Origin of the sequence: Bowdeniella massiliensis (assembly GCF_023634005.1) — a bacterium.
In the GTDB taxonomy this organism is placed as follows: Bacteria; Actinomycetota; Actinomycetes; order Actinomycetales; family Actinomycetaceae; genus Bowdeniella; species Bowdeniella massiliensis.
Genome location: NZ_JALIQR010000002.1, coordinates 33,437 through 46,448 on the forward strand (window position 1 = coordinate 33,437; position 13,012 = coordinate 46,448).

The window sequence follows — 13,012 nt, forward strand, 5'->3', positions numbered from 1 at the left end:
CAGCGCGAAGGTGGTGGTCGCCCTGTCCGAGTAGCGGCGAGGTGAGCAGCGGGCAAACTCTTGGCGGCCTTGCCGCCCGTTGGCGCGGCGAGCATGCACGCAGCCGGCTTGCCGGTTAGGTTTCAGATATGACGTCCACACCGCTCATCGAACGTCGAGAGGGTGTGCGCACCTATCTCATCGACACCTCCGTTCTCCTGTCCGATCCCGGCGCCCTGCAGCGATTCGCGGAGCATGATGTCGTGCTTCCGATCATCGTGGTCACGGAACTCGAGCTGAAACGCTCCCACCCCGAACTCGGCTACTACGCCCGCCAGGCCCTGCACGCGCTCGATGACCTGCGCGTCGAGTTTGGCCGGCTAGATATGCCGGTTCCCGTCGGCGACGGCGGCCGGCTGTGGGTCGATTTGCAGCACGAGAAGTCCGATGCGCTGCCGTCTGGGCTCCAGCTCGGGGACAACGATTCGCGGATCCTTTCCGTCGCCGCACAGCTCGCGGCCGACGGCCACGACGTCGTCGTGGTCTCCAAGGATCTGCCGATGCGTGTGAAGGCCTCTGCCGTCGGCCTCGCATCCGAAGAGTATTTGGCGCAGCAGGTCATCGAGTCCGGCTGGACGGGCATGACGCGGGCCGAGCTGACCGAAGAGGAAATGTCGCAGCTGTGGGAACACGGCGAGCTCGAGATCGATAACTTGCTGGCCGGCGATGAGCTGGCCGACCAGCCGATCCATACCGGGGTGATCCTGACCTCCGCGCGTGGCTCAGCGCTCGGCACGGTCGGGGCCGACGGTAAACTGCGTGTCATCCGCACCGATCGCGAGATCTTCGGACTGCGCGGGCGCAGCGCCGAACAGCGGGTCGCGATCGAGCACCTCATGAACGATGACATCGGGATCCTCTCCCTCGGCGGTCGCGCCGGAACCGGTAAGTCGGCGCTCGCCCTCGCGGCGGGCTTGGAACTCACCCTCGAGCAGCGCAAATACCGTAAGATCATGGTCTTCCGTCCCCTATATGCCGTGGGCGGTCAGCAGCTGGGCTATCTTCCCGGCTCGGAGGCGGAAAAGATGGACCCGTGGGGCCAGGCCGTCTATGACACGCTGTCGGCCGTCGTTGCTCCGGAGGTGACCGAAGAAGTGGCAACGCGCGGCCTGCTTGAGATCCTGCCGCTCACCCACATTCGTGGCCGCACGCTGCACGATGCCTTCGTCATCGTCGATGAGGCGCAGTCGCTGGAACGCAATGTCCTTTTGACGGTCCTATCGCGCGTGGGCCAGAACGCGAAGGTGATTCTCACCCACGACATCGCTCAGCGCGACAACCTTCGCGTGGGACGCCACGACGGCGTCGTGGCCGTGATCGAAAAGCTGAAGAACCACAAGCTTTTCGCGCACGTGACGCTCACGAAGTCGGAGCGAAGCGAGATCGCTGATCTCGTGACAAGCCTGCTGGACTAGAGCCACTCCACCAGGCCGCTGTGCAGGTGGTATCCGGCACCGAGCACGCGGATCTTGCCGGCGTTTTCGGCTTTCGTGATGACCTGGGAGCCGCGGAGCCGATCGACGATGCGCGAGACCGTGGGGAAGAGCGAACCGTCGTCGTTGACGAGATCGGCGATGACACCGTTGGTCAACACCGAGGTTGAGCCGGGCAGGTTGACGTCCTCGCCAGCGCGGATTGCTCGCGCAAACTCCAAGGCCTTGCAGCCCTCGTGCCCGAGAACGACGATGAGGGAGCATTTGGCGACGACGTGCGCGAATTCGGCTGAGGCGATGACGACATCGGTGGGGATGTGGCCGCCGTTGCGCACGACGAACATGTCGCCGAAGCCCTGATCAAACAGGATTTCCGGGGGGACGCGCGAATCCGCGCAGGAAATCACGCAGGTGTGCGGTGTTTGGCCCTTCAGGAGCGTGGCGCGCGCGGCGGCGTCCTGGCGGGGGTGGTGCGGGTGCCCGGAGGCGAAGCGAGTGTTGCCTTCGATCAGGAGCTGCAGGGCCCCGTCGGGGGTGTGCCACGCATTCGTCATGGTGGCAGCTTACCGATCCTAAAAGGGGGAGGCGATGTCCCGCTCAGATAGGAAGTCCCGAACCTCGGCGGTCGTTGGCGGGTTCGCGCCATCGCGCGAGACGGTGATCGCAGAAATCGCGCTCGCCCACGTCACGACCTTGGAAAGGTCATCCTGGCTGATGGCCTTGAGTTCCTGGCGGCGGTGGGCCCCGAGCAGGTCGAGGCGACCGAGGGCATCGATGAGCCCGCCCATGAGCGAATCGCCCGCGCCCACCGTATCGGCGACGGTCGTGGAAAATGCGGGCTGGGATGCCTCGCCGCTAGCACTGTAGACGCTCACGCCGTCGGCCCCTTTGGTGATGACGACGAGGCCTGCCCCGCGTTCGAGCCATTCCCGGGCCACGGCCGTGACAGGGCTACCACCGGTGAACCAATCCACGTCCTCATCGGAGGCCTTGACGATGTCGGCATTGACGAGCAACTGCGAGATCTGAGCGAACGCCTCGTGAGGTTCACCCATGAGGGTCGGCCGGGCATTGGGGTCTAGGGAGATCGTTGCCTGGGAGCGCAGTGCGGCGACGAGGCGTTCGACCGTGGCGGCACCGGGCTGGATCACGGTGGCGATCGATCCGGTATGGACGTGGTACACCTCGGAGAAGTCGCCATTGGGTTGGGGGTCCCACGTGAGCTGGAAATCGTAGGTCGCGGCGCCCGTCTCATCGAGCGTCGCGATGGCGCGGGAGGTATCTGCCGCGGTGCGGGTGCCGGGAAAGATCTCAACCCCGGAGTCCGTCAGGTGATCGGCTAGGAGCTCGCCATCGTCGTCGCTGCCCCATTGCGATAGGAGCGTGACCTCGTTATCGAGGCGAGCGAGACCGAGCGCGACGTTAGCGGGCGAGCCACCTGGATGGCGGGCGACGTCCTCGCCGCGGTGGACTTCGTCGATCAGAGCCTCGCCGATCACGAGAATGGTGCCGGTCATGAACTCTCCTCGGGTGAATCCTCAGGCTGATCGCGGCGAGCCTTGGCTTCCGCGAGTCGCTCCCGCGCGCCTGCGAGCCACTCCTCGCATCGGTTGGCGAGGGCTTCGCCGCGTTCCCACAGCTGTAGTGATTCTTCCAGGCCGGCACCGCCGGACTCTAGTTGTTGGACGACGCGGACTAATTCGTCTCGCGCTTGTTCGTAGCCGAGGGAGGCAATATCGGGGCGTTGGTCTGTCATGAGGATCCTTCCGTGAAGCTCTCGGTGGTGGCGGCAACGACTTCGACGCCGATCCGGCCGCGATGGACGATGACGTCATAACGGTCACCGACGGTGGTCTGTTCGGCGTCGGTGATGACGTGGCCGTCGCGGTCACGCACGACGGCGTAGCCTCGCTCCAAGACCGTCGCGGGGGAGAGGTCCCGCACCCGTGAACGCAGCCGGGTGATATCGGCCGCGGCGAGGTCGATGAGATGAGCGACGTGCCGGGAGAGGCGCTCGCGAGTCGAAACCAGGAGCTCGGCCTGCCGGTCGAGCATGACCTCGGGGCGGGCCATGACGGGATGGCGGCGCAGCGCCGCGAGGCCTTCGGCTTCTCGCTGCAGCCGCAGCTCAATTGCCTGGTTGAGGCGCGCTTGCGCGACGGACAACTGCCGGCGCTCCTCAGCGACATCGGGCACGACGCGGCGGGCCGCGTCCGTGGGTGTGGAGGCGCGAAAATCGGCGACGAGATCGAGTAACGGGGTATCGGTCTCATGCCCGATGGCGGACACGAGGGGAGTGACGCACGCGGACGCGACCCGAACCATGCGCTCATTGGAAAACGGCAGGAGGTCTTCCACGCTGCCGCCGCCGCGCGCGACGATGATGACGTCAACGGCCGGATCGGCATCGAGCGATTCGATCGCCTCGCATACTTCGGCTACCGCGTAGGCGCCCTGAACGGCGACTTCCCGGATGTCGAATTCGATTCCGGGCCAGCGCGCCCGAGCGTTCACGACAACGTCGTGCTCGGCCTTTGATTCCCGCCCGCACACAAGCCCAATGCGGCGCGGCAGGAAGGGTAGTGGGACCTTGCGCTTGGGATCGAACAGTCCTTCGGCTGCGAGCAAGCGCTTGAGTTCTTCTAGCTTCGCGAGCAGCGCCCCGAGCCCGACGGAGCGAATCTCCTTGGCCTGCAGCTGCAGGGAACCGCGCTTGACCCAAAACGTCGGCTTGGCGTGCAACACGACGTGTGCCCCGTCATCGATCGGCACCTCGATGGCGTCGAAGTCCCGAGCGAACATCGAGACATTCATCGACATATCGGTGTCGGTATCGCGCAGCGTCATGAAAACCATGGCGGCGCCGGGACGGCGATTGACCTGGACGAGTTGGCCCTCCACCCACAGCGGGCTCATCTTTTTGATGTACTCATCGATCTTGGTATTGAGCAGGCGCAAGGGCCACGGGTTCTCTGCGGAGGTCTCCCGTGCGGTAGCGGCAAGCGAACGATCGATTGGCGGCATGTCTTAAGCATGTCAGAGTGCACGGACATGGCAGGGCCGATGAACGTGTCACACCCCAACGCGGCAAATCGGTCGTCACGGTAGCCTAGGGATCGTGACTACTCCGACTTCGCTTGCAGGTGCGTCCGCGTTCCCCGATGAGATCCCGGCGGTGACTCCGGGAGTCGATGCCGATCCCGATCGCAAGATCTTGCTCGCCGCCCCGCGCGGGTATTGCGCGGGCGTCGACCGTGCCGTCGACGCGGTCGAAAAGGCGCTCGAACACTACGGTGCGCCGGTGTATGTCCGCAAGGAAATCGTGCACAACAAGTTCGTTGTCGAGACGCTGACAAAGCGCGGAGCGATTTTCGTTTCGGAAACCGATGAGGTGCCCGAAGGCGCGCGGGTCGTCTTTTCCGCCCATGGTGTCTCCCCGCAGGTCCATGCGGAGGCGGCCCAGCGCCAGTTGCAGACCATCGATGCCACGTGCCCGCTGGTGACGAAGGTCCACAAGGAGGCCGTGCGGTTCGCCAACGGCGACTACGACATTCTGCTCATCGGTCACGATGGGCACGAAGAAGTCGAGGGCACACACGGTGAGGCCCCCGACCACATCCAGGTGGTCAACGGCCCGCATGAGGTCGATAAGGTCGAGGTTCGTGATCCCGATAAGGTCGTGTGGCTTTCGCAAACGACGTTGAGCGTGGACGAAACGATGGAGACCGTCGGCCTGTTGCGCAAGCGGTTCCCCAAGCTGCAGGACCCGCCTTCGGACGATATTTGCTACGCGACGCAAAACCGCCAGGTTGCGGTGAAGAAGCTGGCACCTGACTGCGATGTCGTCATCGTCGTCGGATCGGCGAACTCGTCAAACTCGGTGCGCCTCGTCGAGGTGGCCCTCGAGGCTGGTGCGCGCGCGGCCTACCGCGTCGACAAGGCCGATGAGGTCGACCCGGAATGGGTCAAGGATGCGAAGACCGTGGGCCTGACGTCGGGCGCTTCGGTGCCCGAGATCCTGGTCCGCGAGGTTGTCACTCGCCTCGGCGAGCTGGGGATTGGCCGGGTTGAGGAAGTCCGCACCGCCACGGAGGACATCATCTTCTCGCTGCCAAAGAACCTGCGTGCCGACCTGAAAGCGGCCGGCTACCAGCCGGACCGCCCGCACAAGGTGCGACGCAACGACTAATCCTCGTCCTGGTAGCTGACCGTTCGGGGCGCGACCTCGACCTGGCGGACCTGCGGAACGTCGGCAACGCCGAGGTCGGCGAGCGCCCGTGCGTGCACGGTAAGTCGCGAATCGAACGATCCCACGGCCTTGTTATAGGCCTTGATCGAACCGTCGAGCGATTTACCAACCCCATCGAGGTGCTGCGCAAACGTGGCGAGGCGCCGCACCATCTCCTGGCTTGCCTCCAGCAATTGACTTGCCCGCTCACTCACTTCCTCCCGGGACCAGGTGGCGGCAATATTGCGCAGAATCGCGAGCAGCGAGACCGGGGTGGCGAGCGAGATGCGTTTCCGCAGGGCGTATTCCAAGAGCGTTGGATCCGTGGTGCACGCGGCGGCGAGAAGGGGCTCGGCAGGAACAAACATGACGGTCAGGTCGATTCCGCCATTGAGCGCCTCGGGGTAGTTGCGGGCGGCGAGCGCATCGATGTGGCGCTTCATTGACTTTGCGTGCTCCTTCAGCAGCTCCGTGCGCCGGGCGGCGGCCTCGGCGCTCGGGTCCTCCACGAGTTCGGTCGCGAGCAGATAGGCATCGAAGGGGACCTTGGCATCGAGCGCGATGGCGGCGCCGGCGGGCAGGTGAATGATCATGTCCGGTCGAGCGCCACCGGCGAGCCCCGTTTGCGTCGTGAAGTCGGTGTGCCGCTGCATTCCGGCTGCTTCCACGAGCCGCTCGAGTTCCACCTCACCCCACATGCCACGGCTCGAGGCGTTGCGCAGCGCCCCGGCGAGCATCGAGGTGCTGCGGGAGAGCTCGGCTCCGGTGAGCGCATGTGCCTTCAACTGCTCGCGCAGTTCGGCGGCGGCAGCCGCCTGGTCCCGCTCGGTGGTGGTGACCTGGCGATGAAGTTCGATGAGCCGCGTCTCCAGGGGGCCGACCATGCGCTGCAGGGAGCGGTAGCCGGCCTCGTCTTCGGCCTGGCGCTCGGCCAGCGCGGTCAGCTCGGCGACTTTGCCTTCGGCGGTCCCGATCCGCATGGCCATCGCGGTCTTTTCTGCCGAGTCCTTCCGGCCGGCGAGCAGGTAGCCGAGTGCGACTCCCACGGCCAGCGCGAGGACAACGAACACGAGTGTTAAGGCATCCATGCTCCCAGCATGACGCACCGTACCGACACGATCGCCGTCTAGTCGGAGAAACCCTCATACATGTGTCCGCCTGGCGGTTGATGTTTCTACCAGGTCCAAACACAAGAATTTCATAACGTGGATATAACGAGTACCCCGGTGATCGCCGGCGCCATCATCATCACCCTGGCGATGACGGCGCTCGCGATCTTCTTGATCTACCGTGCGCCAGGCGGCCGCTTCTTGAGAATTCTCCAGCGCCTCCTTGCGACCCTCGCCGCCTGCGTACTTGCGGTGACGACGGGCGCGCTCATGGTCAACCGGCATTTTGACTTTTTTAAGCAGGCGGGCGACGCCTTTGAGTACTTCTCGGTTTTCGTCCCGAAAGGCGCTCCTACCGAGGTAGTTGCGGACCCGATCGAGCCGAGCAATACGCCGGAGGATTCGCCCTACAAAGTCAACTTTGTCGACTCCGATGAAGAAGGCATTAAGAAGGTCAGCTTCACCGGCCCGACGTCGGGCATTACGGAAGAAATTCGCGTGTGGACGCCGCGCGGCTACGACCCTTCGAAGGGGCCGTACAACGTCATTTATTCACTCCCCGGAAACCCGGGACGGGCCGGAGCGATTCAGACCGCGATCGGCGTACAAAAGTGGGTCCAGGAAGCGATCGATGCGGGAACGCTGCCGCCCACCATTGTGGTGAGCACGTCGATGAACATCTTCGGTCAGGCGACCGACTGCGCCGACTTCACGGGCCGACCGAAGGTCGAATCGTGGATCGTCAACGACGTCCCCAACGTGATTCGCGCGAACTACAACGTCTCGACGAACAAGGATGACTGGACGATCACCGGCGTCAGTGCCGGGGCGTACTGTTCGACGAGGCTTGCTCTCACCCATCCCGACGTCTTTGGCGCCAACGTGTGGTTCCACGGCTACAACACGCCGATCGACGGCGGCCTGGCGAACAACCCAAGTGTGCGCGATGCCAACAAGCTGACGGCACTCGTCGCGAACAAGGACCGCGAGATTCCCGTCCGTCTGCTGCTGATCGGCTCGAAGGATGATCCGGGAACGATTGAGGATGCGAACGCAATCAAGGCGAAGGCCAAGCCCGGCGACCGCATTGACGTCTTGCCCTACGACAAGGGCGGCCACGGCTGGAAGAACTGGTACAAGCAGTTCCCCGCCGCGCTGAAGTGGATCGGAGAAAACAGTGTTCGCAACTGACCTCATGTGGGGACCATCAACGCCCCTGGGCCTGACCTCTGCCAAGCTGGCGACGATCGTCGGTGTGCTGACGCTGGTCTGTCTGCTGATCGCGATCATCGGCCCCGAGCTCGCGCGCGATACTGAGCCGACCTCCAAGCGGCGGTGGCTGCAACGGCTGGCTCCGGCCGCAATGGTGCTGGGACAGCTCCTGTTCTGTGCCCTGGTTTTCCTGCTCGTTAACCGCATCGGCTGGTTCTACAGCTCATTTGCGGACCTATTCGGCTAGGAACGCGACAACAAGCCCAGCTCGAGCGCCCGCAAGACCGCCTTCGTCCGATCGCGCACGCCGAGCTTGTCCATAATCGCCGAGACGTGGTTCTTGACCGTGCCTTCCGCAAGGTGAAGCGATTCGGCGATATCCCGATTCGGCCAACCGGCCGCGAGCAGCCTGAGCACATCGAGCTCGCGGTCGGTCAGGCGCGGGATATAGGCGGGCGGCTCAGCCGGTTCCGGGTCAGCAAAGTGCGCGACCAGGGTGGCCGTAATCGCGGGCTGAATATAGCGCTGCCCGGCCGCAACCTGCCGCAGCGCAGCCGTGAGTTCCTCGAGCGTGACGTCCTTCAGCAGATAGCCGCGCGCTCCGGCGCGCATCGCGGCGACGACCTGCTCATCGTCGTCGAAGGTGGTCAACACGAGAACGGGCGTGGGATCGTTGTCCTCCCGCAGTCGCGTCAGGACGCCGATACCGTCGAGGCGGGGCATGCGAAGGTCGAGCAGGAGCACATCGGGCCGGTGGCTCGCGACGAGCTCGAGGGCCTGCTCGCCATCGCTTGCTTCCGCGACGACGTCGATGCCGGGATCGAGCCCGAGCAGGGAGACGATCCCGGCGCGCACCAGGAATTGATCGTCCGCGAGGAGAACTCGAAGCCGGTTAGACATGCACGCTCCTAGCGGCCGGGGCAGTGAGCTCGACGGTAAAGCCGGGCGGGTCCGGATCGAAGTGGGCGCTGCCGCCGATCGCGCTCATGCGTTCGACCATGCCCCGCATGCCATTGCCCACCGCGAGTTCGTTCACGCCATGGCCATCGTCGGTAATGCGAAGCCGCAGCAGGCCGCCTTCGCGCACGCCGCGAACCCGGATCGCGGAGGCATCCGCGTGCCGCACCGCGTTGGTGATCGCCTCTTGCGTGGCAAGCAGGAGGTCCCCCACGAGCTCCGGATCGACCGTGAAGTCCGGCGCGATATCGACAATCAGCCTGGGGGAGGGAATGCGGCGGACGAAGGCCTCAAGCCGCGCGAGGAACGGGTCGTCGTCATCGCCGCGAAGCTGGGAGACGACCTCCCTGATCTCCGACAGCGCGCGCTTGGCGAGCAGGCGGGATTGTTCGACGTGGTCATGAGTCGGCGCGCCCGCCGTCAGGTGGCTCGCCGCCTCGAGGTTCACCGCGAGCGCGGACAGCTGGTGCCCGACGCGGTCGTGCAGGTCGCGAGAAATCCGCAGGCGTTCGGCAGCGCGCGTCGTCTCGGCCAGTTTGGATTGCGCGGCAGCTAGCTCGGCGCGGGCCTTGGCCTCGCGTAGCAGCAAGCCAGAGACGAACACCGCGAACAGCGAGAGCAGAGCAATCAGCAGGACGTTGATCAGCCAGTCGAGGCCGGGATTGGCCAGCGCTACGAGGCACTGGGCCGCGACGAAGACGTAGCCAGCGCGCTGCGAAAACTGGAGTGCGACGACGGCGGCGGCAATCACGAGCGCCACAAAGGCGAGGCCGCCCGCGACGTCAATGAGCGGCAGCGCGAGGGTGCTGAGCGCAATGACGACGGCGGCCGCGCGCTCCACCGTCACGTTGCGCGCAACGAACATGACGAGATGCCCGAGGAGACCGATCCCGTAGCAGACCCAGAACAGCGCGGGCAGGGGCGGCAGCAGACTCGCGGCCGCGACGCCAATGAGGCCATAGGCGCCGATCCCGACCCAACCGAGGCCGCGTTCGAGCGGATCGATGGCGTCGCCAGGGGGATTCATGACTCCACCGTAGCGGGCGGCGCGATCGCCCACAGGTGCCACAAGTCATGGGTGGGCACCCGCGATACTCGTGACCGCGGACCCTGCCCGCTAGCGCGAGCCGCCCCTAGCGTGAAAGACATGAACTCCGCAGTGCACGCCACCGACCTGACCAAGATCTTCTCGGCCCGCAGCTCCCGCACGACAGAGGAGATTCGGGCCGTCGACGGCGTCTCCTTTGAGATCGCCACCGGCACGACGACGGCGATCCTCGGGCCGAATGGCGCCGGCAAGACCACGACGATCGAGATGATGCTCGGGCTGCAGGTGCCCACGAGCGGGTCCGTGCGCGTGCTTGGCGGTTCGCCCACGGATCGGGCGGTACGCGCCCGTGTCGGCGCGATGCTGCAGGATACCGATGCGCCCACCTCGCTGACTGCCGCCGAGATCCTCGACCTCGTCGGCCACTATTACCCGGCGCCGCTGCCCGTCGCGGAGGTCCTCGACTTTGCCGACCTCACGGCCCACCGCACCAAGACCGTCGGCCAGCTCTCTGGCGGTCAGCGCCAGCGCCTGAGCTTTGGCATCGCCATCATCGGCGATCCCGACGTCCTCTACCTCGACGAACCCACCGCCGCCCTCGACGTCATGGCCCGGCGGCGATTTTGGGAGGGCCTCGCTGCCTTCACGGCCCGCGGCGCGACGGTCATCTTCTCCTCCCATAACCTCGCGGAGGTCGAAGCCAATGCTGAACGCGTCATCATGCTCGCGGGCGGCCGGATCGTCGCCGACGGCAGTCCAACTGAGCTCGCCGCGAAATCCGCGCGCATGATCCTCGCCTTCCAATCCGAGGCGCCCGCCGAGCGCTTCGGTGAGCTCACGGGCGTCATCGGTGTCGAACAGAGCGCCGACGGGCTGCGCCTTGCCGCCACCGACGCAGACGCCACCGTCGCGGCGCTCGTCACCTCCGGCCTGCCCTTCAGCCAGCTCACCGTCACCCGCGCCTCCCTGGAGGACGCCTTCATCCACGTCGCGAACAACCAGAAAGTCGAGGCCCACGCATGAGCGCACTGGCCGCCCAAATCCGCGCCGAAGTCACCCGCTTTCGTCGCCTGCCCGAATACGTCGTCGGCGTCGTGCTGCTGCCGGTCATCCTCTTTGCCATGTTTGGCCTCACCAACCGCGATAACGTCTTGCCCTCGGGCCTTGCCGTGCCCGGGATCCTCGTCGTCTCCTTTGCGGCCTACGGCGTCGTGAGCCAGTCGCTGTTCTCCTTCGGATCGGATCTCGCCACCGAGCGCGCCCAGGGCTGGCTGCGCCGGATGCGCGCGACCCCGATGACGATGACGACGTACTTCGGCGGCAAACTCGCGATGAACATCATCTTCGCCATCGCGATGGTCGCCCTCCTGCTCGCCACCGCGAGCCTGTTCGGCAAGGTGGACTTTCACTGGCCGCGCGCCCTTGCCGCCGCCGCGATCTGCGTCAGCGGCGCTATCTGGTTCGCGCCGTTCGGGGCGGCCATCGCCTACTGGGCGCGCCCGGGAGCGGCGACGACGATCGTTAACCTCGTCTTTTTGCCGCTGTCCTTCCTCTCCGGCTTCTTCATGCCGCTCGCCCAGCTGCCCGAGGTCTTCCAGAAGGTCGCGCCCTTCCTGCCGACCTACCACTTCGGCGCCCTGGCCTGGCGTACGCTCGCCGAGCCGGCTGACCTCGAATTCATCATGACGGACCCCGCCATCAACCTGTGGCTCTCGGCGGGCATTGTCGCCGCGTGGTTTCTCGCCGCGAGCGTCCTCGCGATAGCCGGTTACCGGCTGGAACAGCGCCGCGAGCGTCGCTAACGGCACACCACTTCCGCCCTAGCAAGGAGGTAAAGTGGGACGACGTGGCCTTAACTATCGGAATTGCAGGACTGCCCAACGTCGGCAAGTCGACCCTCTTCAACGCCCTGACCCGCGCGAGCGTGCTCGCCGCGAACTATCCCTTCGCGACCATTGAACCGAACGTCGGCGTCGTCCCGCTGCCGGACGAGCGCCTCAAGGTCCTGGCCGAGATCTTCGGCTCGCAAAAAATCCTGCCCGCCACCGTCTCCTTCGTCGACATCGCCGGCATCGTGCGCGGCGCCTCGGAAGGCGAGGGCCTCGGCAACCAGTTCCTCGCCAATATCCGCGAGGCCGACGCCATCTGCCAGGTCACCCGCGCCTTTTCCGATCCCGACGTCGTCCACGTCGACGGCCGCGTCGATCCCGCCGCCGATATCGAAACCATCGCCACCGAGCTCATCCTCGCCGACCTACAAACCCTGGAGCGCGCCATCCCGCGGCTCGAAAAGGAGGTTCGCGGCAAGAAGGTCGACAAGGCCGTCCTCGACACGGCGCTCGGCGCCAAGGACCTGCTCGAGCGTGGCATCCTGCTCTCCAAGGGCGCGGCCGAGGCGGGCCTCGATCCCGAGCATCTCGCCACTTTCCAGCTCATGACGAACAAGCCGTTCATCTTCGTCTTCAACACCGACGACGAGGGTCTCGCGGATACCGAGATGCAGGAGCGCCTGCGCGCCCTCGTCGCCCCCGCCGAGGCGATCTTCCTCGACGCGAAGTTCGAATCCGAGCTCGTGGAACTGGAGGAGGACGAAGCCGCTGAGATGCTCGCCGAAGCCGGCATCACCGAGTCCGGCCTGGACCAGCTCGCGCGCGTCGGCTTCGATACCCTCGGCCTGCAGACCTACCTCACCGCCGGCCCCAAGGAGGCTCGCGCGTGGACCATCCGCAAGGGCTGGAAAGCGCCCCAGGCCGCCGGCGTCATCCACACCGACTTCGAAAAGGGCTTCATCAAGGCCGAGGTCATCTCCTTTTCCGACCTCGTCGAGCAGGGCTCGATCGCCGAGGCCCGCGCCCACGGTAAAATGCGCATGGAGGGCAAGGACTACGTCATGGCCGACGGCGACGTCGTGGAGTTCCGGTTTAACGTATAGGACGTTGGTATTTCAACGATCTGCGTCCAGTAAGAACTTACTGGACGGGGCGGT

At 65.4% G+C, this 13,012-nt stretch carries 14 protein-coding genes; 7 read left to right on the forward strand and 7 right to left on the reverse strand.

All coding sequences use genetic code 11. From position 1 onward, the window contains the following. Positions 1 to 128: 128 nt before the first annotated feature. On the forward strand, positions 129 to 1,454 hold the full coding sequence (gene phoH2, locus MUN85_RS01375) for an RNA 5'-3' helicase PhoH2 (protein ID WP_092563901.1): 1,326 nt from the start codon (positions 129 to 131) through the stop codon (positions 1,452 to 1,454). Here the strand turns inward: phoH2 and MUN85_RS01380 are convergent. From MUN85_RS01380 to xseA, 4 genes are read right to left on the reverse strand one after another with little or no spacing between them, the layout of a single operon-like run. Beyond that, positions 1,451 to 2,026 (reverse strand): carbonic anhydrase, encoded by a 576-nt coding sequence (locus MUN85_RS01380; protein ID WP_250505051.1) that lies wholly within the window; start codon positions 2,024 to 2,026, stop codon positions 1,451 to 1,453. The two genes, phoH2 and MUN85_RS01380, sit on opposite strands and share 4 nt — an antisense overlap. Positions 2,027 to 2,044: 18 nt before the next feature. Next, positions 2,045 to 2,989 (reverse strand): carbohydrate kinase family protein, encoded by a 945-nt coding sequence (locus MUN85_RS01385; RefSeq protein ID WP_250505052.1) that lies wholly within the window; start codon positions 2,987 to 2,989, stop codon positions 2,045 to 2,047. Beyond that, positions 2,986 to 3,228, reverse strand: a complete 243-nt coding sequence (locus tag MUN85_RS01390; RefSeq protein WP_284500813.1) for an exodeoxyribonuclease VII small subunit — start codon at positions 3,226 to 3,228, stop codon at positions 2,986 to 2,988. The genes MUN85_RS01385 and MUN85_RS01390 overlap by 4 nt, the downstream gene beginning before the upstream one ends. After that, positions 3,225 to 4,496, reverse strand: coding sequence for an exodeoxyribonuclease VII large subunit (xseA, locus tag MUN85_RS01395; RefSeq protein ID WP_250505053.1), 1,272 nt, complete (start codon positions 4,494 to 4,496; stop codon positions 3,225 to 3,227). Before xseA ends, MUN85_RS01390 begins: the two co-directional genes overlap by 4 nt. Before the next feature lie 142 nt (positions 4,497 to 4,638). Between xseA and MUN85_RS01400 the strand changes: the two genes are divergently transcribed. Then, positions 4,639 to 5,661, forward strand: a complete 1,023-nt coding sequence (locus tag MUN85_RS01400) for a 4-hydroxy-3-methylbut-2-enyl diphosphate reductase (RefSeq protein WP_250505209.1) — start codon at positions 4,639 to 4,641, stop codon at positions 5,659 to 5,661. Here the strand turns inward: MUN85_RS01400 and MUN85_RS01405 are convergent. Further along, a complete protein-coding gene (locus tag MUN85_RS01405; RefSeq protein WP_250505054.1) occupies positions 5,658 to 6,788 on the reverse strand; it encodes a DNA recombination protein RmuC in 1,131 nt (376 codons plus the stop codon). The genes MUN85_RS01400 and MUN85_RS01405 overlap by 4 nt on opposite strands. 117 nt (positions 6,789 to 6,905) lie before the next feature. On the opposite strand from MUN85_RS01405, the gene MUN85_RS01410 reads away from it, so the two are divergent. Together MUN85_RS01410 and MUN85_RS01415 are read left to right on the forward strand one after the other, a co-directional pair. Then, positions 6,906 to 8,000: an alpha/beta hydrolase gene (locus tag MUN85_RS01410; protein WP_250505055.1), complete on the forward strand. Its 1,095-nt coding sequence runs from the start codon at positions 6,906 to 6,908 to the stop codon at positions 7,998 to 8,000. Further along, positions 7,987 to 8,268: a hypothetical protein gene (locus MUN85_RS01415; RefSeq protein WP_250505056.1), complete on the forward strand. Its 282-nt coding sequence runs from the start codon at positions 7,987 to 7,989 to the stop codon at positions 8,266 to 8,268. Before MUN85_RS01410 ends, MUN85_RS01415 begins: the two co-directional genes overlap by 14 nt. On the opposite strand, the gene MUN85_RS01420 is transcribed toward MUN85_RS01415, so the two are convergent. Together MUN85_RS01420 and MUN85_RS01425 are read right to left on the reverse strand one after the other, a co-directional pair. Further along, entirely contained in the window at positions 8,265 to 8,921 is a 657-nt protein-coding gene (locus tag MUN85_RS01420; RefSeq protein WP_250505057.1) for a response regulator, read from the reverse strand. The genes MUN85_RS01415 and MUN85_RS01420 overlap by 4 nt on opposite strands. Then, positions 8,914 to 10,005, reverse strand: a complete 1,092-nt coding sequence (locus MUN85_RS01425; RefSeq protein WP_250505058.1) for a sensor histidine kinase — start codon at positions 10,003 to 10,005, stop codon at positions 8,914 to 8,916. Before MUN85_RS01425 ends, MUN85_RS01420 begins: the two co-directional genes overlap by 8 nt. Before the next feature lie 120 nt (positions 10,006 to 10,125). Here MUN85_RS01425 and MUN85_RS01430 point away from each other — a divergent pair, with 120 nt between their 5' ends. From MUN85_RS01430 to ychF, 3 genes are read left to right on the forward strand one after another with little or no spacing between them, the layout of a single operon-like run. Further along, positions 10,126 to 11,049, forward strand: coding sequence for an ABC transporter ATP-binding protein (locus tag MUN85_RS01430; protein WP_250505059.1), 924 nt, complete (start codon positions 10,126 to 10,128; stop codon positions 11,047 to 11,049). Then, a complete protein-coding gene (locus MUN85_RS01435) occupies positions 11,046 to 11,828 on the forward strand; it encodes an ABC transporter permease (RefSeq protein WP_250505060.1) in 783 nt (260 codons plus the stop codon). Before MUN85_RS01430 ends, MUN85_RS01435 begins: the two co-directional genes overlap by 4 nt. Before the next feature lie 44 nt (positions 11,829 to 11,872). Next, entirely contained in the window at positions 11,873 to 12,958 is a 1,086-nt protein-coding gene (gene ychF / locus MUN85_RS01440; RefSeq protein ID WP_250505061.1) for a redox-regulated ATPase YchF, read from the forward strand. Positions 12,959 to 13,012 lie beyond the last annotated feature (54 nt).

What these genes read in the sequence shown, in the direction of transcription:
- MUN85_RS01405 (WP_250505054.1), bottom strand. Translation starts at nt 6,788, where the DNA reads ATGGATGCCTTAACACTCGTGTTCGTTGTCCTCGCGCTGGCCGTGGGA.
- phoH2 (WP_092563901.1), top strand. Translation starts at nt 129, where the DNA reads ATGACGTCCACACCGCTCATCGAACGTCGAGAGGGTGTGCGCACCTAT.
- MUN85_RS01385 (WP_250505052.1), bottom strand. Translation starts at nt 2,989, where the DNA reads ATGACCGGCACCATTCTCGTGATCGGCGAGGCTCTGATCGACGAAGTC.
- MUN85_RS01380 (WP_250505051.1), bottom strand. Translation starts at nt 2,026, where the DNA reads ATGACGAATGCGTGGCACACCCCCGACGGGGCCCTGCAGCTCCTGATC.
- MUN85_RS01425 (WP_250505058.1), bottom strand. Translation starts at nt 10,005, where the DNA reads ATGAATCCCCCTGGCGACGCCATCGATCCGCTCGAACGCGGCCTCGGT.
- MUN85_RS01420 (WP_250505057.1), bottom strand. Translation starts at nt 8,921, where the DNA reads ATGTCTAACCGGCTTCGAGTTCTCCTCGCGGACGATCAATTCCTGGTG.
- MUN85_RS01435 (WP_250505060.1), top strand. Translation starts at nt 11,046, where the DNA reads ATGAGCGCACTGGCCGCCCAAATCCGCGCCGAAGTCACCCGCTTTCGT.
- xseA (WP_250505053.1), bottom strand. Translation starts at nt 4,496, where the DNA reads ATGCCGCCAATCGATCGTTCGCTTGCCGCTACCGCACGGGAGACCTCC.
- MUN85_RS01390 (WP_284500813.1), bottom strand. Translation starts at nt 3,228, where the DNA reads ATGACAGACCAACGCCCCGATATTGCCTCCCTCGGCTACGAACAAGCG.
- MUN85_RS01430 (WP_250505059.1), top strand. Translation starts at nt 10,126, where the DNA reads ATGAACTCCGCAGTGCACGCCACCGACCTGACCAAGATCTTCTCGGCC.